19 protein-coding genes and 1 pseudogene are annotated in these 20,321 nt (G+C 70.1%); 16 read left to right on the top strand and 4 right to left on the bottom strand.

The genetic code is table 11. The annotated features are described in order from the left end of the window. Positions 1–278 precede the first annotated feature (278 nt). The 6 genes from AB0K08_RS00850 to AB0K08_RS00825 are packed head-to-tail and all read left to right on the top strand — an operon-like array spanning position 279 to position 7,661. Positions 279–1,298, top strand: a complete 1,020-nt coding sequence (locus AB0K08_RS00850) for a substrate-binding domain-containing protein (protein ID WP_363350698.1) — start codon at positions 279–281, stop codon at positions 1,296–1,298. Continuing rightward, the gene (locus AB0K08_RS00845) at positions 1,282–2,805 is read left to right on the top strand and encodes a sugar ABC transporter ATP-binding protein (RefSeq protein WP_363350696.1); all 1,524 of its coding nucleotides are present in this window, start codon (positions 1,282–1,284) and stop codon (positions 2,803–2,805) included. The genes AB0K08_RS00850 and AB0K08_RS00845 overlap by 17 nt, the downstream gene beginning before the upstream one ends. Then, positions 2,802–3,800 (top strand): ABC transporter permease, encoded by a 999-nt coding sequence (locus AB0K08_RS00840; protein ID WP_363350694.1) that lies wholly within the window; start codon positions 2,802–2,804, stop codon positions 3,798–3,800. Before AB0K08_RS00845 ends, AB0K08_RS00840 begins: the two co-directional genes overlap by 4 nt. Further along, a complete protein-coding gene (locus AB0K08_RS00835; RefSeq protein WP_363350692.1) occupies positions 3,797–4,951 on the top strand; it encodes an ABC transporter permease in 1,155 nt (384 codons plus the stop codon). The genes AB0K08_RS00840 and AB0K08_RS00835 overlap by 4 nt, the downstream gene beginning before the upstream one ends. Further along, the gene (locus AB0K08_RS00830; protein WP_363350690.1) at positions 4,951–6,381 is read left to right on the top strand and encodes an LLM class flavin-dependent oxidoreductase; all 1,431 of its coding nucleotides are present in this window, start codon (positions 4,951–4,953) and stop codon (positions 6,379–6,381) included. The genes AB0K08_RS00835 and AB0K08_RS00830 overlap by 1 nt, the downstream gene beginning before the upstream one ends. Before the next feature lie 35 nt (positions 6,382–6,416). After that, on the top strand, positions 6,417–7,661 hold the full coding sequence (locus AB0K08_RS00825) for an acyl-CoA dehydrogenase family protein (protein ID WP_363350688.1): 1,245 nt from the start codon (positions 6,417–6,419) through the stop codon (positions 7,659–7,661). 435 nt (positions 7,662–8,096) lie between these two features. Here AB0K08_RS00825 and AB0K08_RS00820 read toward each other — a convergent pair. Both AB0K08_RS00820 and AB0K08_RS00815 read right to left on the bottom strand, forming a co-directional pair. Continuing rightward, a pseudogene (locus AB0K08_RS00820) lies at positions 8,097–8,305 on the bottom strand (ATP-binding cassette domain-containing protein); the annotation flags it as partial. Between the two features lie 52 nt (positions 8,306–8,357). After that, entirely contained in the window at positions 8,358–9,656 is a 1,299-nt protein-coding gene (locus AB0K08_RS00815) for an acyl-CoA dehydrogenase family protein (RefSeq protein ID WP_363350686.1), read from the bottom strand. Positions 9,657–9,998: 342 nt separating this feature from the next. On the opposite strand from AB0K08_RS00815, the gene AB0K08_RS00810 reads away from it, so the two are divergent. Then, positions 9,999–10,481, top strand: a complete 483-nt coding sequence (locus tag AB0K08_RS00810) for a glutamate-cysteine ligase family protein (RefSeq protein WP_363350684.1) — start codon at positions 9,999–10,001, stop codon at positions 10,479–10,481. 128 nt (positions 10,482–10,609) lie between these two features. On the opposite strand, the gene AB0K08_RS00805 is transcribed toward AB0K08_RS00810, so the two are convergent. Further along, on the bottom strand, positions 10,610–10,915 hold the full coding sequence (locus tag AB0K08_RS00805; protein WP_363350682.1) for an MGMT family protein: 306 nt from the start codon (positions 10,913–10,915) through the stop codon (positions 10,610–10,612). A 403-nt stretch (positions 10,916–11,318) separates the two neighbouring features. Between AB0K08_RS00805 and AB0K08_RS00800 the strand changes: the two genes are divergently transcribed. The 8 genes from AB0K08_RS00800 (at position 11,319) to AB0K08_RS00765 (ending at position 18,430) form a co-directional block, all read left to right on the top strand. Continuing rightward, the gene (locus AB0K08_RS00800) at positions 11,319–12,362 is read left to right on the top strand and encodes an iron-siderophore ABC transporter substrate-binding protein (protein ID WP_363351816.1); all 1,044 of its coding nucleotides are present in this window, start codon (positions 11,319–11,321) and stop codon (positions 12,360–12,362) included. 13 nt (positions 12,363–12,375) lie between these two features. Beyond that, on the top strand, positions 12,376–13,518 hold the full coding sequence (locus AB0K08_RS00795; RefSeq protein WP_363350679.1) for an iron ABC transporter permease: 1,143 nt from the start codon (positions 12,376–12,378) through the stop codon (positions 13,516–13,518). After that, the gene (locus AB0K08_RS00790) at positions 13,515–14,663 is read left to right on the top strand and encodes an iron chelate uptake ABC transporter family permease subunit (RefSeq protein WP_363350677.1); all 1,149 of its coding nucleotides are present in this window, start codon (positions 13,515–13,517) and stop codon (positions 14,661–14,663) included. The genes AB0K08_RS00795 and AB0K08_RS00790 overlap by 4 nt, the downstream gene beginning before the upstream one ends. Before the next feature lies 1 nt (position 14,664). Further along, positions 14,665–15,636: an ABC transporter ATP-binding protein gene (locus AB0K08_RS00785; RefSeq protein WP_363350675.1), complete on the top strand. Its 972-nt coding sequence runs from the start codon at positions 14,665–14,667 to the stop codon at positions 15,634–15,636. Positions 15,637–15,679: 43 nt separating this feature from the next. Beyond that, on the top strand, positions 15,680–16,567 hold the full coding sequence (gene ygiD / locus AB0K08_RS00780; RefSeq protein WP_363350673.1) for a 4,5-DOPA dioxygenase extradiol: 888 nt from the start codon (positions 15,680–15,682) through the stop codon (positions 16,565–16,567). Then, the gene (locus tag AB0K08_RS00775) at positions 16,567–17,166 is read left to right on the top strand and encodes a GNAT family protein (RefSeq protein ID WP_363350671.1); all 600 of its coding nucleotides are present in this window, start codon (positions 16,567–16,569) and stop codon (positions 17,164–17,166) included. The genes ygiD and AB0K08_RS00775 overlap by 1 nt, the downstream gene beginning before the upstream one ends. Before the next feature lie 111 nt (positions 17,167–17,277). Continuing rightward, positions 17,278–17,640: a VOC family protein gene (locus tag AB0K08_RS00770; protein ID WP_363350669.1), complete on the top strand. Its 363-nt coding sequence runs from the start codon at positions 17,278–17,280 to the stop codon at positions 17,638–17,640. 130 nt (positions 17,641–17,770) lie between these two features. Continuing rightward, the gene (locus AB0K08_RS00765) at positions 17,771–18,430 is read left to right on the top strand and encodes an SDR family oxidoreductase (RefSeq protein ID WP_363350667.1); all 660 of its coding nucleotides are present in this window, start codon (positions 17,771–17,773) and stop codon (positions 18,428–18,430) included. An 84-nt stretch (positions 18,431–18,514) separates the two neighbouring features. Here the strand turns inward: AB0K08_RS00765 and AB0K08_RS00760 are convergent, their stop codons facing one another. After that, positions 18,515–19,684, bottom strand: a complete 1,170-nt coding sequence (locus AB0K08_RS00760; protein ID WP_363350665.1) for an HAAAP family serine/threonine permease — start codon at positions 19,682–19,684, stop codon at positions 18,515–18,517. A 241-nt stretch (positions 19,685–19,925) separates the two neighbouring features. Here AB0K08_RS00760 and AB0K08_RS00755 point away from each other — a divergent pair, with 241 nt between their 5' ends. Continuing rightward, entirely contained in the window at positions 19,926–20,291 is a 366-nt protein-coding gene (locus tag AB0K08_RS00755) for a YciI family protein (RefSeq protein ID WP_363350663.1), read from the top strand. The last annotated feature ends 30 nt before the right edge of the window (positions 20,292–20,321 follow it).

Genomic DNA, 20,321 nt, shown 5'->3' with positions numbered 1-20,321 from the left:
CGCATGGCATCTGTTTGACGGGTGATTCTGTTCCTGCGCCGGGAGGCTGGTTTTATCGGAGCGCACCATCCAGAGCGGCTGAGAGACCTGGCTCGTCGACGCCGCAGCAAGGCCGTGACTGTCGTCGCGGCGAGTGCTCCAGCCAGGACCGATGAAGTTCCACACGAGCCGTCCAGCCCGGAGGGGTTCGGCGGTGTGTGCGTAATTTTCCGTACCAAACCCGGAGGAAGTACACGATGACGACGACAAGACATGCATCCCGGTCGTTTCGCATAAGGATGCTGACCGTCGTGCTTGCGGGATCGGCGGCCTTAACCGGCTGCTCGCTCAAGGAACCCGTGGGACAGTCTGGGGCAGTGCCTGCCGCAGCTGCCTCCTCTGGTGGTGCCGCGGAGGCGATCGTTGCAGAGGGGCCCTCACTTGAGGGCAAGACTGTCGGGATCGCGGCGAAGGACATCCTCCATGACTACAGCCGTGTGATCTATGAGCAGTTGCAGGACGATGTTGAGGCCCGCGGTGGCACGGTGATCGCCACCCAGGCTGAGGCGCAGGATAGTAAGCACGTCACGGACGTTGAAAACCTCATCGCTCAGCGTCCGGACGCGATCATCGTGGTTCTCGGCGATGCTCAGACGCTTACCCCTGCCTTGAAGAAGGTGGACGAGGCCGGGATCCCGCTGTTCACGGTGGACTTCCAGACCGAGTACAGCGTCAACAACGTCACCAGCGATAACTGGAACGTCGGCACCACGCTTGCCCGGACCCTCGCCGAGGACACCGGCGGGGAAGGCAAGATCTTGGCCTTCAACGGGTTCCCCGGTGTCGCCCCGTGCCGGATCCGCTACAACAGCCTGCAACTGGTGCTCGAGGACTATCCCGGGATCGAGATCATCGAACCCGAGCTGCAGGACAAGTACGAGGGCACCATCGAGGACGCCCGACGTCAGATCGACGACCAGTTGCGCCGCATTCCCGACGGGGAAGTCGACGCCATCTGGAGTTGCTGGGACATGCCTCTGATCGGTGCCGCCCAAGCCGTGGACGGGGCCGGTCGGGAGGGGATCGGACTCTACGGGGTGGATGCCGAGCCCGGCGCTTTGGATCTGATCGCCGATCCGGAGAGCTCGTACGAGCTCACGGTCGCCCAGCCCACAGACGAGATCGCCGCGTCCTCGGTCAGCAACGTGGCGCTCTTCCTGGATGGCCGGGAGGACGAAGTCAGCACCACGAGCTATGTCGACCCGATCTTCATCACCAAGGAGAACGTCGGGCAGGTGCGTAGTGACCTCGGTATCTGAGCCCGTGCTGCTCTGCCTGAGCGGCATTGCCAAGTCCTTCGGCTCCGCTCGTGCTCTGGACGACGTCGACCTCACCGTGCGCCGCGGGGAAGTCCTGGGCCTGGTCGGTGAGAACGGGGCCGGCAAGTCCACGCTGATCAAGATCCTCACCGGCCTGTACACCGCCGACGGCGGAACCATAGAACTTGACGGCGGCGCCGTGCAGATCAACCGACCGGCCGACGCCCAGTCTTTGGGCATCCATGTCATTCACCAGGAACGGCACCTCGCCGGTCGACTCACCGTCGCCGAGAACCTCTACCTGGGCCATCTGCCACGCACTGGCTGGCTGGATCGCGGCGGACTCGAGCGCCGTGCCGCCGAGGACATCAAACGGTGCACCGGCCAGTCACTGGACGCTGGCTTGCTCACCGACGAACTCACCGTCGCCCAGCAGCAGCTCATCCAGATTACCCGGGCCGTGCTCGCCGAACCGCGCGTCCTGATCCTCGACGAGCCGACCGCGCCACTGGCCTCTGGTGAAGTCGAGCAGTTGTTCGGCACGCTCCGCCGACTCCGGGGCCAAGGCGTGGGCATCATCTATGTCTCCCACTACCTGCAGGAACTGCAGGACATCACGGACCGGATCACGGTGTTGCGCAACGGCCGCAATGCCGGGGACATCCACCTCGGGGCCGGCGGCACCCTCCAGGACGTTGTCGAGCTGATGGTCGGACGGACCGTCACCGAGTTCGACCACGCCCGCACGCCCCGCACCCCGATTACCGCCGAGCCAGCGCTGGAGATTGAGGCCCTCGCGGTCCCCGGTGCCCTCGAGGGGCTTGACCTGCAGATCCGCCCCGGTGAGGTCGTCGCCATCACCGGGCTCGTCGGTTCCGGCGTGGACGTGGTGGCCGACGCGATCACCGGCATTATCCGCGCCAGCGGCAGCGTCCGGGTCAACGGCCACGCCGTCCGGGACAGTGCGGGCTTCGTGGCGGCCGGTGGCGCCTACGTGCCCTCAAACCGGCGTCGTGACGGCCTGCTCATCCGGCACACCGTGGCCGAGAACCTCACGGCCGCGAGCCTTCGAAAAATCAGTCGCTTCGGCGGCTTTCTCTCCAAGGCCCGGGAGCGGGCCCTGTCGGGACGCCTGATCGACCGGCTGGATGTTCGCCCCGCGGACGGCGACGCCGTCGGCGGAAGCCTCTCCGGTGGCAACCAGCAAAAGGTCGTCCTGGGAAAGTGGCTGGCCACCGAAGCGTCCGTCTTCATCCTCGACCAGCCCACCTCCGGCGTCGACGTCGGCAGTCGCGCCCAGATCTACGCCCACCTCAACGGCTTGGTCGACGACGGCGCCGCCGTGCTGGTGGTGACTGTCGACCTCGAAGAGCTGGTCGGCATCGCCGACCGGATTTTGGTCCTGCACCGGGGACGCGTCGTCGCCGACCTATCCGGCCACGGTGTGACCACCGACCGAGTCCTCACCATCGCCTCCGGCGCCGAATCCGTGAAGGAACCCGCATGAGCACGACCGCCACACCGACAGCACCCGTGGCTGTTCCCCGGAATGCGACCCGGAAGAGTGTGCTCGCCTGGGCCGGTTACGCCGCCGTGGTCCTCGTCCTCGGCTTCTTCGCCGTGGCCTCCCCCCACTTCGCCACCCCCGGCAACATCGGCGCGGTGCTGACCCAGGCCACCGTCTTCGCGGTCGCCGGAATCGGCCTGAGCACCGTCATCGCCACCGGTGGCGACGATGTCCTCACCGGCGGTATCGACTTGTCCGTCGGTGCGGTCTGCGGGTTGGCCGGCACGATCGCCGCTGTCGCCACGACGGCCGGTTTGCCGGCTGGAACGGCTATCCTCGTGTCCCTCGCCGCGGCCGCAGCGATCGGCGTCACCAACGGAGCCGCCGTCGTCCTCGGTCTGCGGCCGCTGCTGGCGACCCTCGCCACCATGGGCATCGCGACCTCTCTGGAGCTCGTGATCAGCGGCAACATCAAGACCGCCCTTGACGGGGAGCTGTTCCGTTGGCTTCGCGAGGGCTCCATCGCCGGCCTTCCCGCCGCCGTGCTCGTGCTCGTCGCCATCGGTGCCCTCGCTTGGTGGGCGCTGGGTCGAACACCCTTCGGGATCAACAGCTACGCGGTCGGCAACAATGCCACGGCCGCCGCGGTCGCGGGACTGAACCCGAACCGCTACCGGTTCGGCAGCTACGTCATCAGCTCCGTTCTCGGCGGGGCCGCCGGCATCCTGCTGGCCTCGCGGCTCTCCGCGGCCGTTCCCGGCATCGGGGCCCAAGTGCTGCTGGACATCATTCTCGTGGCCTACATGTCCGCCGTCTTCTCCCGCCGCCTGGTGGTCAACGTGCCCGGCACCGTTGTGGCCGCAGTGTTCGTGGCCGGGTTGAGCAACGGACTGACACTGCTCGGCGTGACCAGCCAGTGGACCGGCGCCGCCAAGGGTGCGCTGATCCTGCTGGTGCTTGCCGTCGTCGCCCTCCGTGGAAGGAACGCCCGATGAACCTCACCCAGGAACGCTCCACCCCCGCCCCGACCACACCGGCCAACCTGCCGCCCGGCACTGGCACAGCCGCCGGCACCCCTAGGACGACGGCGGCGCGCCGGGCCGGTGCCCTCGCACCCCGCCTCATTACCCCCGTGGCTCTGGCCGCCGTCCTGTTCGTCTTTGGGACCATGTCGCCGGTGTTCCTCACCGCGGGGAACCTGCTCGGCGTGCTCGCCCAGCTGTCGATCCTGGGTCTGGTCGCGACCGGTCTGACCATCGCGGTTCGTGCCGGCGGCATCGATCTGTCCATTGGCGTGGCCTTAGACCTGTCCGCCTTGGCCGCAGCAGCTCTGATCTACGACGGGTACCGTGCCTGGGTGGCGATCGTGGCCGGTCTGCTGTTCGGCCTGCTCGTCGGCGCCATCAACGCCGCGCTCATCTTTCTGCTGCGGATTCCGCCGTTCCTGGCCACCCTCAGCGTCTGGTTCATCGGGACCAGCGTCCAGCAACTTCTCACCGGTGGAGGGGCCCCGACCTACCTCTCCTCGAGGCCGGTCCCGGAAGGTTTTGCCCTGCTGGGCCATGGCTGGTTCCTCGACACCATTGACGGCACCATCCTCATCTTGGTGTTGGTGGCTCTGGGCACCGGCCTGCTGCTGAGTGCCACTCGCTGGGGACGAGCCGTCACGATGGCCGGCGAGCAACCCACTGCCGCCGCCATTGGCGGTTTGCGCGTCCGCCGGTTGGGGGCCTCCGCGTACATCCTCTGCTCCCTTGTTGCCGCGTTCGCCGGTGTTGTCCTAGCCTCGCGCACCACCAGCTTCGTCCCCGGCAGTGGTCAGTCATACCTCATGGACGCCATCGGTGCCGTGTTCATCGGCGCCACCTTGAGCAAGTTCGGCCGGGCGACCGTTCCCGGGACCCTGGTCGGCGTGCTCCTGTTTGCGCTGCTGAGCAACGGCATGAACCTCATCGGCCTGTCCTTCTTCTGGCAGGGCCTCGGCCGAGGTGTGGTGTTGCTGGCCATCCTCGTGCTGGGCGTCCTCCTCACCCGACGCGCGGGGTCACCGAGCGCTCTTAATGCACTGTTCCGGCGCCCTCCACCACGGACCCAGAGCCCGAAAACGTCCCAGCCCGTAGCCCCGACCACCGAAGGGAGCCGCTGATGTCCCGCATCAGTCTCAACGCGTTCACGATGACCACTCCAACTCACCAGAGCCCGGGGCTGTGGCGGCATCCGGAGAACCGGGCCGCGGACTACAACACCTTGGAGTACTGGACCGATCTGGCCCGGTTGCTGGAGCGAGGGACTTTCGACGCCGTCTTCCTGGCCGACGTGTTGGGCATCTACGACGTCTACCGCAACTCGTCCGCCCCGGCCTTGGCCGACGGCGACCAGGTTCCGCTGAATGACCCCTTCCTGCAGATCAGCGCGATGGCCGCGGTGACGAAGAACCTCGGGTTTGCCGTCACCAGCGCCCTGACCTACGAACAGCCGTACCTGCTGGCCCGCCGGTTCTCCTCTCTGGACCACCTGACGCGCGGGCGGATCGGTTGGAACGTGGTGACGAGCTACCTGGAGTCCGCTGCCCGGAACCTGGGGCTGAGCCGCCAGCTCGACCATGACACCCGGTATGATCTCGCCGAGGAGTTCATGGAGGTGGTCTACAAGCTGTGGGAAGGAAGCTGGGAGGACGGGGCGGTGGTGCGCGATGCCGAGCGCGGCGTCTTCACCGACCCGGCTCTCGTCCATCCCATCGACCACCGCGGGGAGCACTACACCGTGCCGGGCATTCATCTGTCCGAACCCTCGATCCAGCGGACGCCGGCGATCTTCCAGGCCGGGGCCTCGCCCCGGGGCCGTGCTTTCGGGGCCCGGCACGCGGAGGGAATCTTCTTGAACTCCATCGCCCCGGAGATCACGCGCAAGGCGACCGACGCCACCCGCGATGCCTTCGAAGAGGCCGGGCGGCCCCGGAACGCCGCCCGGTTCTATGCACTGGTGACTGCCGTTGTCGCCGACTCGGACGCCGCGGCCGAGAAACTCTTCACTGAGTACCAGTCGTATTCCAGTCGCGAGGGCGCCCTGGCCTTCTACGGGGGCTGGTCCGGCCTGGATCTCTCCCAGTACGCCAGCGACGAGGAACTCGCGTACCTGGACACCAACGCTGCTCGCTCGGCGCTGTCGATCTTCACCACGGCGGACCCCTCCCGGTCATGGACGCCCGACTCCATCGCCCGGTACCTCGGCATCGGGGGGATCGGCCCGGTGCTGGTCGGCTCACCGGAGACCGTGGCCGATGAGATCGAGCGGTGGGTGGATGTCGCCGGACTGGACGGAATCAACCTGGCCTACGCGATCACCCCGGGCTCGTATGAGCAGTTCATCGACCTGGTGGTGCCCGAGCTGCGCAAGCGCGGCCGGGTCTGGGATGACTACCAGGGCAGCACGCTGCGCGAGTACGTCGCCGGTCCCGGCCAGACCAAAGTGGCGGACACCCATCCGGCCGCCGCCTACCGCGGCGCCTACGCGGGACGTCCCTCCGCCGCGGACATCGACGCCTCGCTGACCCCCCACGCCGTGCTCGGACGCTGAGCCGGCTCCCAGTCGCCCCTCCAGAGGAGATCCCCATGACCGACACCACAGACCGATCAGATCCCACCGCGGTCGAGCCACGATCCCCCTGGCGCGGTCAGGCCGACCGGCAGGAACGAGACCACTGGGCCAACGTGGCCCGCCAGGTCGCCGACGAGCTCGCGCGGGACGCAATCGACCGTGACCGCGCCAACCAGCAGCCGCGGCGTGAGGTCGAGCTGCTCAAAGCCTCCGGCCTCGTGGACCTGCTGGTACCCCGGGAATACGGCGGCCACGGTGGGCACTTCGCGACGGCCTTCGACGCGGTACGCATCCTTGCCCAAGCGGACGGGTCGATCTCCCAGCTGCTCGCCTACCACTACTTCAACCAGGGGTGCATCGGCTTCTACGCCCCGCCGGCAGACCAGCCCGCCTGGTGGCGGCGGACCGTCGAGGGCCGGTGGCTGTGGGGGGATTCGGTCAACCCGGTCGACCCCGACCTGGTCCTGACCCCGGACGGGGAGGGCTTCCGCCTGAACGGCTTCAAGCGCTTCTCCACCGGGTCCGGTGTCGGTGACGTCATCGTCGTCAATGCGGGCGTCCAGGGCGGGCAGCGGGACGGCACGGTCCTGTGCTTCGTCCTCGAGACCGACCGGGAGGGCGTGGAGCTGGTCGACGACTGGGACATGCTCGGCCAGCGCCTCACCGCCTCGGGCTCCGTCCGGTACACCTCCGTGGCCGTGCGACCCGAGGACATCCTGGGCGAGGTCACCGACGATCCCTACGTGACCCTGCTGACCCCCGGAGTGCAGCTGGGCTTCGCCAACTTCTACCTCGGCGTGGCTCAGGGGGCCCTGGAACGCGGCCGGCAGATCCTGCTCGAGCGCAAGAACGCCTGGTTCCTTAGCAACGCGGACCGGTATGCCGAGGACCCGGTGTTCCAACGGGTGTGGGGCGAGCTCAAAGCGCGCACCGCGGCCGTGGCGGCCCTGGCCCGGGAGCTCAACGACCGCTATGACGAGGAGGTGGACAAGTCCTCCTCCCTGACCGCAGCCGAGCGTGGCGAGTACGCCGTGGCCATCGCCGAGCTCAAGGTCGTCTCCACCGAAGTCGGACTGGAGACGGCCCATCGGATCTTCGAAGTCACCGGGGCCAGTTCCACCGCCTCGAGTGTCGGCCTGGACCTGTACTGGCGCAACGTGCGCACCCACACCCTGCACGATCCCGTCGACTACAAGAAGATCGAGATAGCGCAGTACCACCTGCTGGGCATCAACCAGCCACTATCCCTCTACACCTGAGCAGTCACAGTCGAAGGGGGCACCGTGGTTTCACGATGCCCCCTTCGGCTGTGTTCGGGCATACAGGTCCAGGACGGCTCCGCGCCGAGGCCCTGAGCGGTCAGAGGCGCCGGCCCGTGCTGCGGCCGAGCAGGTGGAGCGCCTCGACGGCGGGCGCCACGGTCACGACTGTGTCGGGTTCGGGGGCGGAGTATCCCCCCGGCGCGCACCGTGATCAGGGGTCTATCCTCCTCGTGGCGTAGGTGCCCGCGGATGAAGGAGTCCGCCCGAGCTCCTCCACGGTGCCAACGCGCAGGGACAGGCGGCCCTCCGTGATGAGGTGCCGGTGCTCCGGGCAAACGCTCACACGGATCCTGTTCGTCACTCGGGCGATCTTCTCCGACGGCGCCGGCAGTGTGCGGTCGCCCCGGTGAACACCGTGTTCGATGACCGGCAGGTGGCTTCGCGCTCATCGATGAAGATCCGGCCATGCGAGACCTGCTCCAGCCCGGCCAGCATGCGCTGCGACGTCGACGTCCCGCATCCGGAGGGGCCGACCAGGACGAGGAACTCCCCGTCCTGCACCGTCAGGTCGAGGCCGTCGACGGCCGGCCGGGAGGCGTGGCGGTAGGGCGCGTGGCGTTCTCAAAGGTCACTGTGGCCATGATCGTCCTCTCGGAAGGCGGGCATTGCCCGGTAGTGCAGGTGTCGTCGTCCTCACGACGTGGCGCCGATCGCCCAGACCCGCGGCAGGGCGGCACCGTTGACGCTGCGATCGCCCACCAGCCGGGCCTTGTACACCCAGGGGTTGTGGGTGGCCGCTGTGCGGGCGTTGCGCCAATGCCGGTCCAGGTTCTTGGTGCTGGAGGTGCTGGAGGCCGACAGGGCGTCGAAGGCATTTGAGATCGATGCCGTCACCAACCGCGTCAGCGCGACCTGTCCCTCCGCAGAGGCCAGCTCGGCCTCGTCGTTGCGCCGCTCCTCCTCCTCCGCGGTGACGGTCCCCTCGCCCCGTCCCAGAGCCGCCTCGTAGGAGCCCTGCAGGAACTGGGCGGCCCTGCGCACGACGGCCTCGCCGGCGAACCCGGCCCCCGCGACCTCCCCGATGACCTGCAACAGCTGGGGATCCTCAGCGGCGATTGCCGCAGCGCCATGGCTGAAGGAGCGACGTCGGCCGGCCAGGGCAGCGGCGACGTCCCGTTCCGCAGCTCGCGCGCTGCCGGCCAGCACGGCCAGCAGGACGACCTGGTAGAAGGCGGTCTGGTACTTGAACCGGGTGTCGAAGTCGACGATGTCTTCCTCGAGTACCTCGGCGTCGACGTAGCTCGTGGTCCCCGTCCCGGTGGTCCGCTGACCGAAGCCGTCCCAGTCGTCTTGCAGGATCACGCCCTCCTGGTGCGTGCTGACCGCGGCGATGACCCGTTGTCCGGTGTCGGTGCGCTCGGCATAGGTGTCGATCCAGTCGGCAAAGATGCTGCCGGTGGAGTAGTACTTCTGACCGTTGACGGTGAAGCGGCCCGCACCCAGGTCCGGCCGCGGCGAGACGGTGGTCCCCACCTCGCCGAGCTTCACGTCACCGACCTCGGTCCAGGCGTTGCCGACCAACTCGCCGCCCACGAACCTACGCAGCCAACGCTCACGGTCAAGCCCGGGAGCCGCCACGAGCCGATCCTCCACGAACGCGAAGTGACCTCGTAAAGCTTGGGTGATGTTCGGGTCGGCGGCGGCCAGGGCCGTCAGCAGTTCGAAGAGCTGCGGCAGGGTGGCACCGAGACCGCCGTGCTCCACGGGCACCCGCACGGCCCCGAAGCCGGCATCGGCCAGCTCCCGGATCTCGGTGACCGGCAGGCGACGTTCAGCGTCGCGGGTGGAGGCGCCCTCGGCAATACGAGCGAATATCGGTTCGAAGCGCTCGGTGAGGGCCCGGTCGTCCGGCGCCGTGAGGGTGACTGCGGGCAGGGTGCCGTCACCTGAGACGGTCACGGGGTCGGTGGGGGTGGAACTATGACGGGGCATGCGCGAATCCTCTCCATCGCTTCTGGCAGGAGCACTACCCTGAGGCACCTGGGGTCCGGGTTTTGCTGCGGCATCACCAAGCCAGATCTCTCAGCCGCTCGAGATGGACATAACTTCCTCAGTCAATGCCTGCGCCGGGGCGTGACGCCAGCTCGCGGTCATGCGGGGACCCGGGACGTCACAATCCACCACCGGGGCATGCCTGGCCCGCCCGGGTCCCGTAATACCGCTACCGAAACGTCATCGGCGTTTCCTGGAGTGCGGAAGCACCGGCTATAAGGAGGAGCGTTGTCGGGCATCCAGGCAGGACCGCCCGCTGCTGCCGCCCGACAAGGAGTCCCCATGCCTCTGCCCTTCGCACGATCTGACCAGTCAACGCTGGGCATCGAGTGGGAACTCGCCCTGGTTGATGCTGACGGCACGCTGCAGCCGTTGGCAGACCGCGTGCTGGCCGGCGTCGCAGACCGCGCGGGGTTGCACCTGGGCCAGAAGCACCCACACGTCAAGCCCGAGATGCTGCTGAACACCGTGGAGCTGGTGACGGGCGTGTGCACCACCGTGGGCGAGGCCGCCGCCCAGCTGCGCGAGTTCGGCCAGAAGTTGCGCGGCATCACCGCCCCGATGGGCCTGGAGCTGTACTGCCAGGGTTCCCACCCCTTCGCCCAGCCCACCGAGGAGCCGGTCACTCCGGGCGACCGCTGCGGCAAGCTGATCGACCGCACCCAGTGGTGTTCCCGAAAGAGAGGCAGGAGCCACGCAGGCCGCCCATCAACTCCGAGGGGACTCCGCCGGGCGGGGCGTCACCGAGATTCCCTGTCACATTGATCGCATCCGGCACTGTCTGCGAGACGTAGAATAGATGACGGGTTATGTGACAGCTTCCTTGAACTTCGGACTGTGCGGGCCTTCTGTCACGTAAACGATGGATAGTAAGACATCGCGGCAAAATGCCCCTACGGGCGCCGCCCCCACGGCCCTTCGCCGGAATCGAGGTCGGACCGCAGCTGCGCCATCAGGACGCGGCCCTGGCGGAACGGAACACCTTCGGCCTCGAGCAATGCCCGGGCGCCTCCCTCATGGCACGTCGCCGGCGTACCGTCCGCGTAGACGACCCGCCACCAGGGAACGTCGCCCTCCAGCATCGAGACCGCCCGGCCAGCCTGTCGAGGGCCGATGCCCACGGCCAGCCCGATCTCACCGTAGGCCGCCACCTGACCCGCTGGAATGGCTGTCACCGTGGAACGGACTGCTGCGACCACGTCCGACCTCATCCCTCGCCCCTCATCTCGTTCGGTCGTGCGGTTCGGGTGAGCCAGCCGCCCGACAGCCCCCTCAACGTCGCGTACCCGACGACCGCACCGGAAACCCTGGGAGGGTTCGCACATCCGGTACGGTCGCCGGGCACGTCCACCGTTGACCCAGCCAACACAGCCGACCCCGTCGACCCACTGGAGGTGCATCCACCCCGCACGGCGGATTGCACCACATGGTTAGGCTAGGCTAACCTTCCGAAATTAGGCAATGTCAACGTTGTCCAATGATCCGAAAGGCGACCTCGTGTCCTCTTCCCCCGTCTCCTCCGTCTCCTCCCTCTCCCCCGCCTCATCCCTCCCCCCGTCCTCCGGCGAGCGCCGTACCCGCGGGACCACCCGCCGTCGTGCCCTGGCTGTCGGTTCCCTCGCGCTCACCGCCACCCTGCTGGCCGGCTGCTCCACCGGCCCCGCCGGCGGAACCGACAACGAGTCCTCCGGAACGTCCAGCACAACCAGCTCGGATGCCACCTTCCCCCGGACGGTGGAACACGTCTACGGCGAGACCGAGATCCCGGCGCAGCCGGAGCGGGTGGCCACGGTGTCCTGGGTGAACCAGGACGTGGCCCTGGCCCTGGGGGTGGTGCCCGTGGGTGTGGCGGCCACGGAGTACGGCGGCAACGAGCAGCAGTCCACCGACTGGTTCGACGCGGCGCTCGAGGAGGCCGGCGGCGAGGCTCCCGAGCAGTACTCCGAGGCGGACGGCATCAACTTCGAGGCCCTGGCCGCCACGGAGCCGGACATCATCCTGGCCGCCTACTCCGGCATCACGCAGGAGGAGTATGACAAGCTCTCCGAGATCGCCCCGGTGGTCGCCTACCCGGAGGACACCGCCGCGTTCACCACCGCCTGGCAGGATTCCACCCGCCTGATCGGGGAGGCCCTGGGCCAGGAGGAGAAGGCCGAGGAGGTCATCGCGGACGTGGAGGGCCAGGTGGCCCAGGCCGCCGAGGAGTACCCCGCGCTGGCGGGCACCACCTTCCTGACGGGCACCGTGGATCCGGCCGCCGCGGACCAGATCTACCTGTTCACGGCCGCGGACAACCGGCCGAAGTTCCTCACCTCGCTCGGCATGGAGCTGGCCCCCGTGCTCGCGGAGAACGAGGACGCCGAGGGCGCCTTCTACCTGACCTGGTCCCCCGAGCGTGCGGACGAGCTGGACTCGGACATCTTCGTCACCTCCGCCGCGGACGACTCGGTGGGCGAGGCCATCGCCGCCGATCCGCTGCTGTCCAAGATCCCGGCCGTCCAGGACGACACCCTCGTGCTGCAGACGGACGAGCAGGAGGTCCTCTCCACCTCCGCCGCCTCGCCGCTGTCCATCCCGTGGGCCCTGGACAACGTGGTCCCGGACCTCGCCGCCGCCGCCGAGCAGGCCGAGACGGCCGGGAACTGATCACGCCCCGCTGATGCGCCCCACCCTGCACCGCCCCGCCCCGGGCACACCGCGGCCCGCCTCCCCGGCCCTCGCGCCTCGGGGGCGGGCTGCCGCGCCGGGAGCACGACGGCGGCCGGTCACCGGCGGCGTCTTCCTCGCCCTTCCGGTGGTCGTCCTGGTGCTCGCCGCCCTGGCGGCGGTGGCGTTCGGGGCCCGCAGCGTGGACCCGGGCACGGCACTGGAGGCGCTCGGGGCGTTCTTCTCCGGATCCGGCGGCGCCGCGGCGGCGGACATCGATGCCGCCGCGGTGCTGTCCCGGATCCCCCGCACCATCACGGCCATCCTGGTGGGTGCGGCCCTGGCCGTCTCCGGGGTGGCCCTGCAGGGCGCCACCCGCAACCCGCTGGGCGATGCGGGCCTGCTCGGGCTGACCGCCGGGGCCTCCCTGGCGGTGGCCCTCGGCCTGGGCCTGGGCCTCTCGGCCGGCCTGGCCGGGGTCATGGTCCTCTCCATCGTCGGCACCCTGGCCGCGGCCGTGGTGGTCTACACGGTGGCCGCGGCCGCCTCCCGCCTCGGCGGCGGCTCCGGCGCAGGGGGTGGCGCCCCCGGGCCGCTCTCCCTCGTGCTCGCCGGCGCGGCCGTGACCGCCGGCTGCACCGCGGTCACGAGCGCCCTGCTGATCCTCTCCCCCGCCGTGCTGGAGCGCTTCCGGTTCTGGACCGTCGGCTCGGTGGCCCGGACCTCGCTCGAGGACGCCGCGTGGCTGGCCCCGGTGATCGCCCTCGGGATCCTCGCGGTCTTCGTGGCGGCCCCCGGGCTGGACGCCCTGGCCCTCGGCGACGAGCTGGCCCACGGGCTGGGCGCCCGTCCCGAGCGGCTGCGCCTGGTGCTGCTGGGCGCCACCGTGGTCCTCACCGCCGCCGCCACCGCCCTGGCCGGCCCCGTGGTGTTCGTCGGGCTCCTGGTTCCCCACGCCCTGCGCCGCTTCCGCCCCGACTCCACCCGCATCCTCGTGCTGGGTTGCGCCCTGTGGGGCGCCGTCCTGGTGGTGGCGGCCGATCTGGCCGGGCGCCTGGTGATCGCCCCGCAGGAGATCCACGTGGGCGTCACCACCGTGGTCATCGGCGTCCCCGTGCTGCTGGTGCTGCTGCGCCGCAAGGCGGTCTCGCTGTGAGTACGCCCGACGTCACCGTGAGCGCCCCGGTCCTGGACGCCACCACCCGCTCGGCCACCCCGCCGCCCGTGGCGGCCTCGCCTGCCGCGGTGGCGGCGGTCCGCTCCCTGCATTCGAGGGCCCGACGACGGCTGCTCACCGCCACGATCGGCCTCGCCGTGGCCTTGCTCCTGGCCATGGGTGTGCGCGTGCTGCTGGGCAACTACACCATCACCCTGCCCGACTTCCTCGCCATCTTGGGCGGCGAGCAGATCCCCGGGGCCTCCTTCATCGTGCGGCAGGAGAAGCTGCCGCGGGCGGTGGCCGGGGCCCTGGCCGGTGCGGCCTTCGGGGCCTCCGGGGCACTGTTCCGCCGGACCCTGCGCAACCCCCTGGCCAGCCCGGACATCATCGGCGTGACCCAGGGGGCCGCCGTCGCCGCCGTGGCCGTGCTGGCCCTGGGCGGGGTCCGCGGGACCGGCATGGCCGCCGCCGCTTTGGTGGGCGGGCTGGCAGCGATCGGCATCGTCCTCGGGTTCTCGCTGGCCGGGAAGAAGTCCGGGAGCGGGGCGGGCGGCAGCGGGGGGCTGGCCGGCGCGCTGGGCGGTGCCACCTTCATCGTGGCCGGGATCGCCGTGGCCTCGCTGTGCCAGGCCGTCCTCTCCGGGGCCATGCTCGCGCTGAACCAGCACGACCTGCAGGCGGCCGCCGTGTGGACGGCCGGCTCGCTGAACGCGGTGACGTGGGAGCGCATCACCCTGCTCGCCGTGCTCATGCTCGTGCTGGTGCCGATCGGTGGCGCCCTGCACGCCCGGCTGGCCCCCGCGGACCTGGGGGGCGAGCTGGCCCACGGGGTGGGGTCCCGGCCGGGACGGACCGGCCTGGGCGCGTTGGTGGTCGGGGCCCTGCTGGCCGCGGCAGCCACCGCGGCCACCGGCCCGCTGGCCTTCGTGGCGCTGCTGTCCACCCCCCTGGCCCGCGGGTTGACGGGCGGCCGGCCCTCGCTGCCCGTGGCGGCCCTGTGTGGGGCGGTGATCGTGGTGGTGGCGGACTTCGCGGCCGCCGAGGCCTTCGGCGGCACGCGCCTGCCCACCGGCGTGCTGACCGGCGCGGCGGGCGCCCCGTTGATGCTGTGGCTGTTGATCCGAACCGGACGGAAGGCGTGAGATGTCCACCTCTGACAGCATGGACCTGATGACCGATCCCAGCACCGAGAGCGCCGCCCCGGCGGAACCGCCGTCCCCCGAGCCCGTCGCGCCCGCCGGGCCCGTCGCGCCTGCCGCCCTGCGGCTGCGCGGGGTCACCCTCGGCTACGGGGACCGGATCATCGTGGGCCGTCAGGCTCCGCTGGACCTGGAGGTGCCGGCCGGCCGGACCACCGCGATCATCGGGGCCAACGGCTGCGGCAAGTCCACCCTGCTGCGGGGGATCACCCGGCAGCTGCCGCTGGCCAGCGGCTCCCTCGAGGTGCTGGGCCGGGACGTGGAGGGCTGGCACGCCCGCTCCTACGCCCGCACCGTGGCGCTGCTGCCGCAGTCCCCCGTGGTGCCGGAGGGGATGACCGTGGAACAGCTCGTGGACCGTGGCCGGCACCCGCACCGCGGCTGGTTCGGCGCGCGGACCCCCCGGGACACCGAGGCGATCGCCCGCGCCCTGGAGCTGACCGACCTCGTGGGCCTGGCGGGCAGGGACGTGGCCGAGCTCTCCGGCGGGCAGCGCCAGCGGGCGTGGCTGGCCCTGGTGCTGGCCCAGCAGACGCCCGTGGTCCTGCTGGACGAGCCCACCTCCTACCTGGACCTCTCCCATCAGGTGGAGTTGCTGGACCTGGTCCGGGAGCTGCCCGACCCCACCAGGCAGCGGCCGCGGGCCACCGTGGTGGCGGTGCTGCACGAGCTGAACCTCGCGGCCCGCTGCGCAGACCACATCGTGGCCATGACGGACGGCCAGGTCGTCGCGACGGGCACCCCGGCCGAGGTGCTGACCCCCGCGAACCTGGAGGCGATCTACGGACTGGATGCCGACGTCGTGCCCGATCCCCTGCTGGGGCACCCGGTGGTGCTGCCGCGCACCGCGGCCAACCGGACGGCCCACCCGACGGCCCGTCCCGAGGTCCACGGACCGGCCCTCCACAACGGCTGATCGGCGTGAGATGCTGGTGCCGCCAGCCGATCGAGGAGCAGCCGTGCCGCCGACGTCCCAGCCCACCGAGGCCCCGTCCGCGACCATGCCGGCCGCCTTCTTCGGCCACGGCAACCCGATGAACGCCCTGGAGACCAACCGCTACACCTCCGCCTGGAAGGCGTTCGGCGCGGCCGTGCCCAGGCCCCGGGCGATCCTGGTGGTCAGCGCGCACTGGTACATCAACGCGACCGCCGTCACGGCCATGCCGGCTCCGCGCACCATCCACGACTTCTACGGCTTCCCGCAGGAGCTGTTCGAGGTGCAGTATCCGGCGCCGGGGCTGCCCGGACTGGTCGAGGAGATCAGTGATGTGGTCCATCCCACGTGGGTCGGGGCGGACGTGGACAGCTGGGGGATCGACCACGGCACCTGGTCCGTGCTCACCCACGCCTTCCCGGACGCCGACATCCCGGTCGTGCAGATGTCCATCAACGCGGACAAGCCCCTGGACTACCACCTGCAGCTCGGGGCCCGGCTGGCCCCGCTGCGGCAGCAGGGGGTGCTGATCGTGACCAGCGGGAACATCGTGCACAACCTGCGCAGCATGGACTGGAAGCGGACGGACGACGGCTTCGACTGGGCGCACCGCTTCAACGAGGTCGCCAAGGAGCGCCTGCTCACCGATCCCACCGAGCTGCCCACCCTGGACGCGCACGCGGACTGGGACCAGGCCGTGCCCACCCCGGACCACTTCATCCCCTCGCTCTACCTGGCCGGCCTGGCGGGGGCGAGCCCGGACCCGGGCACCGGCATCCTGGTGGACGGATACTCCTACGGATCCCTGTCCATGACGGCCTACACCCTCGGCATGGACTGCCCCGAGGCCCCCGACGGCGGCGGGTCCTCCCAGCCCCCGGCGCACCTGCCGCCGGACGGCTCCAACATCTGATGGGCGTACCCGGCCCCGACTTCAGCCGCAAGACCGCCCTCACCGGCACGCTGGTGCGGCTGGTGCCGGCCCGGCGCGAGCACGCCGCCGCGCTGCATCCGCTGCTGGCGGATCCCGAGGTGGGCCGACTGACCGGCACGGTCCACTCCACGGACCCGGGGCAGGACGCCGGCCTGTCCTGGTCCGCAGCCCAGATCGCCGAGATCTACGGGCGCTGGTCCACCGCACTGGACCGGATCGTCTGGGTCATCGAGGAGACCGCCACGGGGCGCATCGTGGGCGAATCGGTGCTCAACGACCTGGACGAGGACAACCTCGCCTGCGGCTTCCGGATCTGGATCGCCGGGGCACGGGACCGCGGGCTCGGCACCGAGGCGGTGGAACTCACCCTCCGCCATGCCTTCGCCGATCAGGGCCTGCACCGCGTGTCCCTGGAGGTCTATGCCTTCAACCCGCGGGCCCGGCACGTGTACGAGAAGGCCGGGTTCGTCCACGAGGGCACCCGGCGGGAGGCCCTGCTCTTCGACGGGGCGTGGGTGGACTCCCACGTAATGGGGATCCTGGCGGACGAGTGGCGGGAGCGGCAGGGGATGCCCTGACCGGCGCGGGCACCGGCGCGGGCACCGGCGCGGGCACCGGCGCGAAAGGTCCTGAACAGCACCGCCCGGCAGGGGTTCCGCCAGCCCGCCGGGTGCAGGACGATATCTGTCATGGCACACGGAGACATCACCCACGTCGACATCCCGGTCTCGGACCAGGAACGCGCCTCCACCTTCTACGGGGCCGTCTTCGGCTGGAGGATCGAGACCTACCCCGGCTTCGAGGACTACCCCATGTGGCAGGCCCCCAACGAGGTCAGTGGGGGCGGGCTGGCCCCGCGCAGCGAGGGGTTCACCCAGCCGCGGTCCACGGTGGAGGTCGACTCGATCGAGGAGACCCTGGCAGAGGTTGAGAGGCTCGGGGGCACGGTGGTGGCCGGGAAGTCGCCCATCACCGAGACCAGCTGGTGGGCGGTCTTCCGGGACCCGGACGGCAACGAGATCGGCCTCTATGAGGGCGTCACCGAGACCTGATCCGACCGTATTCCCCGGATGACCGCAGGAGACGTCCGTTCCGCCGCTGGCCGAACCGGCTGGCGTGGCCGTCCTCCCGGTGGAACAGTGGCCACTGAATCAGTGCACACCGGACGGAAGGACCAGATCCATGGCGAACTACCTGATCATCGGCGGACACGGCAAGGTGGGGATGCTCACCGCGCCCCTGCTCGTGAAGGAGGGCCACACCGTCACCTCCGTGATCCGCAACCCGGAGCAGACGGCGGAGATCGAGGCCACGGGCGCCACGGCCCTCGTGCTGGACGTCGAGACGGCCAGCCAGGACGAGATGGCCCGAGCCTTCAACGGCCAGGACGCCATCGTGTGGTCGGCCGGAGCCGGCGGCGGCAACCCGGAACGGACCTACGCCGTAGACCGGGATGCTGCCATCCGCTCCATGGACGCGGCCGGACAGGCCGGCGTGAAGCGCTACCTCATGGTGTCCTACCAGGGCGCCAGCGCCCAGCACGGCGTGCCCGAGGACAGCTCCTTCTTCCCCTATGCGGAGTCCAAGGGCGCCGCGGACGAGCACCTGCGCAACTCCGGACTGGACTGGACCATCCTCGGCCCGGGCGCGCTGACCCTGGATGAGCCCACCGGCACCATCGCCGTGGGCTCCGGCGGCGGGGACGGCGCCAGCCGGGACACCTCCCGCGGCAACGTGGCGCAGGCCATCCGCGTGGCCCTGGCCAGTCCGAACACCATCGGCCAGCAGATCGAGTTCACCGACGGCGAGGAGCCCGTCACCGCGGCCTTCGTCCAGCTCTGACGCGCTCTGCGGCACCCCCACCCGGGCCCGACGGCGGCCGGAACCTGCCAGCGCGGGTTCCGGCCGGCGTCGGGCCCGGCCTTTTCAGCGGAAGAAGCTGAGCAGGATCCCGCCCACGGCCACGAGGCCGGCCAGCACCACGAACACGTTGGACGCGGTGCCCCGGAACCGGGCGAGGGCGGGCACCTTGTGGATCGCGTACATCGGCATGAGGTAGAGCACCACGGCGATCACGGGGCCGGCCAGGGACTCGATCAGGGACAGGATGCTCGGGTTGAGCACCCCGGCCAGCCACGTGGTGACGATGAGGAAGACGCTCACGCCGATCCGCACGCCACGGTCGCTGAACCGGCCCCTGCGGTCCACCATGGTCCGGACGATCCCGGCGGCCCCCTCGGCCGCGCCCATCCAGTGGCCGAAGAAGGAGGAGGCGATCGCCGTGACGGCCACGGCCGGGCCCAGCCAGGCGATGATCGGCAGCCCCATGACGTTGGCCAGGTGTGAGAGCACGGGCAGGTTGGCGTCCTTGGCGTCCCGCAGGCCCTCCGGGCCGAGGGCCAGCACGCAGGACCACACGAAGCCCATGGTGAAGACCACCAGCAGGACGGCGCTCACCCGTAGGGCGGAGGATGCCTTGGCCACGGCCGCGTCCCCGTAGCGGGCTCGCAGTGCCACGGAGAACTGCGAGATGGCCGGGGAGTGGTTGAAGGAGAAGACCAGCACCGGGATCATCAGCCACAGGGACAGGGCGAAGTCACCGGCGGCCGGGACGGCCCCGAAGCCGTCGAAGGACCAGGACGGGATCAACAGCAGCGTCACCGCGAACAGCACCGCGATCAGCGGGTAGACGATCCACTGGGTCACCACCAGCATGGCCTTCTGCCCGGCCAGCATGACGGCGGACAGACCCAGCACGAGGATCCCGGCCAGCAGCCAGCGCGGCCACGGGTCCAGGCCGAGCTGGTTCACCATGAGAGAGTCCACCGTGTTGGTGATGCCCACCCCGTAGATCAGCACGATCGGGTAGATCGCCAGGAAGTACAGCACCGTGACCACGCGGCCGGCCGTCTCACCGAAGTAGTCGCGCACCACCCCGGTGATGTCCTGGTCCGGGTTCGGGGAGGCCACCACCATGCGGGACAGGCCGCGGTGGGAGAGGTAGGTCATCGGCCCGATCAGCAGGGTGGCCACCAGCAGCGGCCACAGTCCGCCGAGGCCGGCGTTCATCGGCAGGAACAGGATGCCCGCGCCCACGGCGGTGCCGAAGAGGCTGATGGTCCAACTCGTGTCGAAGCGGTTCCAGCGCGGGGCGGCGCTCGTCTCAACGGGTGTCTCGGTGGATCGCAGGGGAGTGCTCCTCGATTGACGGAACGATCGGTTCCGCGTGGTGGGCGCCCGGGGGTCTGGCGGTGCTCTGGCCGGACCCGGCCGCCACGGGGTGCCATGGCGGAAAGGGCCCCGTAGAGTGTAACCCCGCTCACCCCTGGAGGTCCCGATGCCGCAGTACCTGTTGTCCGTCTGGCACTCTCCCGGTGTCCAGCACCGCGAGACCGGTCCCTACGCCTCGGAGGAGGCCATGCAGGCCGCCTTCCAGGCGGTCGGGGAGTTCAACGAGGCCCTCCGGGCGGAGGGCGCCTGGGTGTTCGCCGGCGGCCTGGTGGCCCCTGAGGAATCCGTGGTGGTGGACGGCACCGCCGGCGGTGCCCCGGTCATCACGGACGGCCCCTTCACCCAGGCGCAGCAGCACATGGGCGGGTTCTGGGTGGTCACCGCCGCGGGCCCGGAGCAGGCCGAGGAACTGGCCGCCCGCGCGTCGGAGGCCTGCGGCAACAAGGTGGAGCTCAGGCCCTTCCAAGCCTGAACCCCATCACGAGAGCGGTAACTGTCGACT

The organism is Citricoccus sp. NPDC055426, assembly GCF_040677445.1.
GTDB lineage: Bacteria > Actinomycetota > Actinomycetes > Actinomycetales > Micrococcaceae > Citricoccus.
This window is presented reverse-complemented; position numbering and strand designations above follow the sequence as displayed.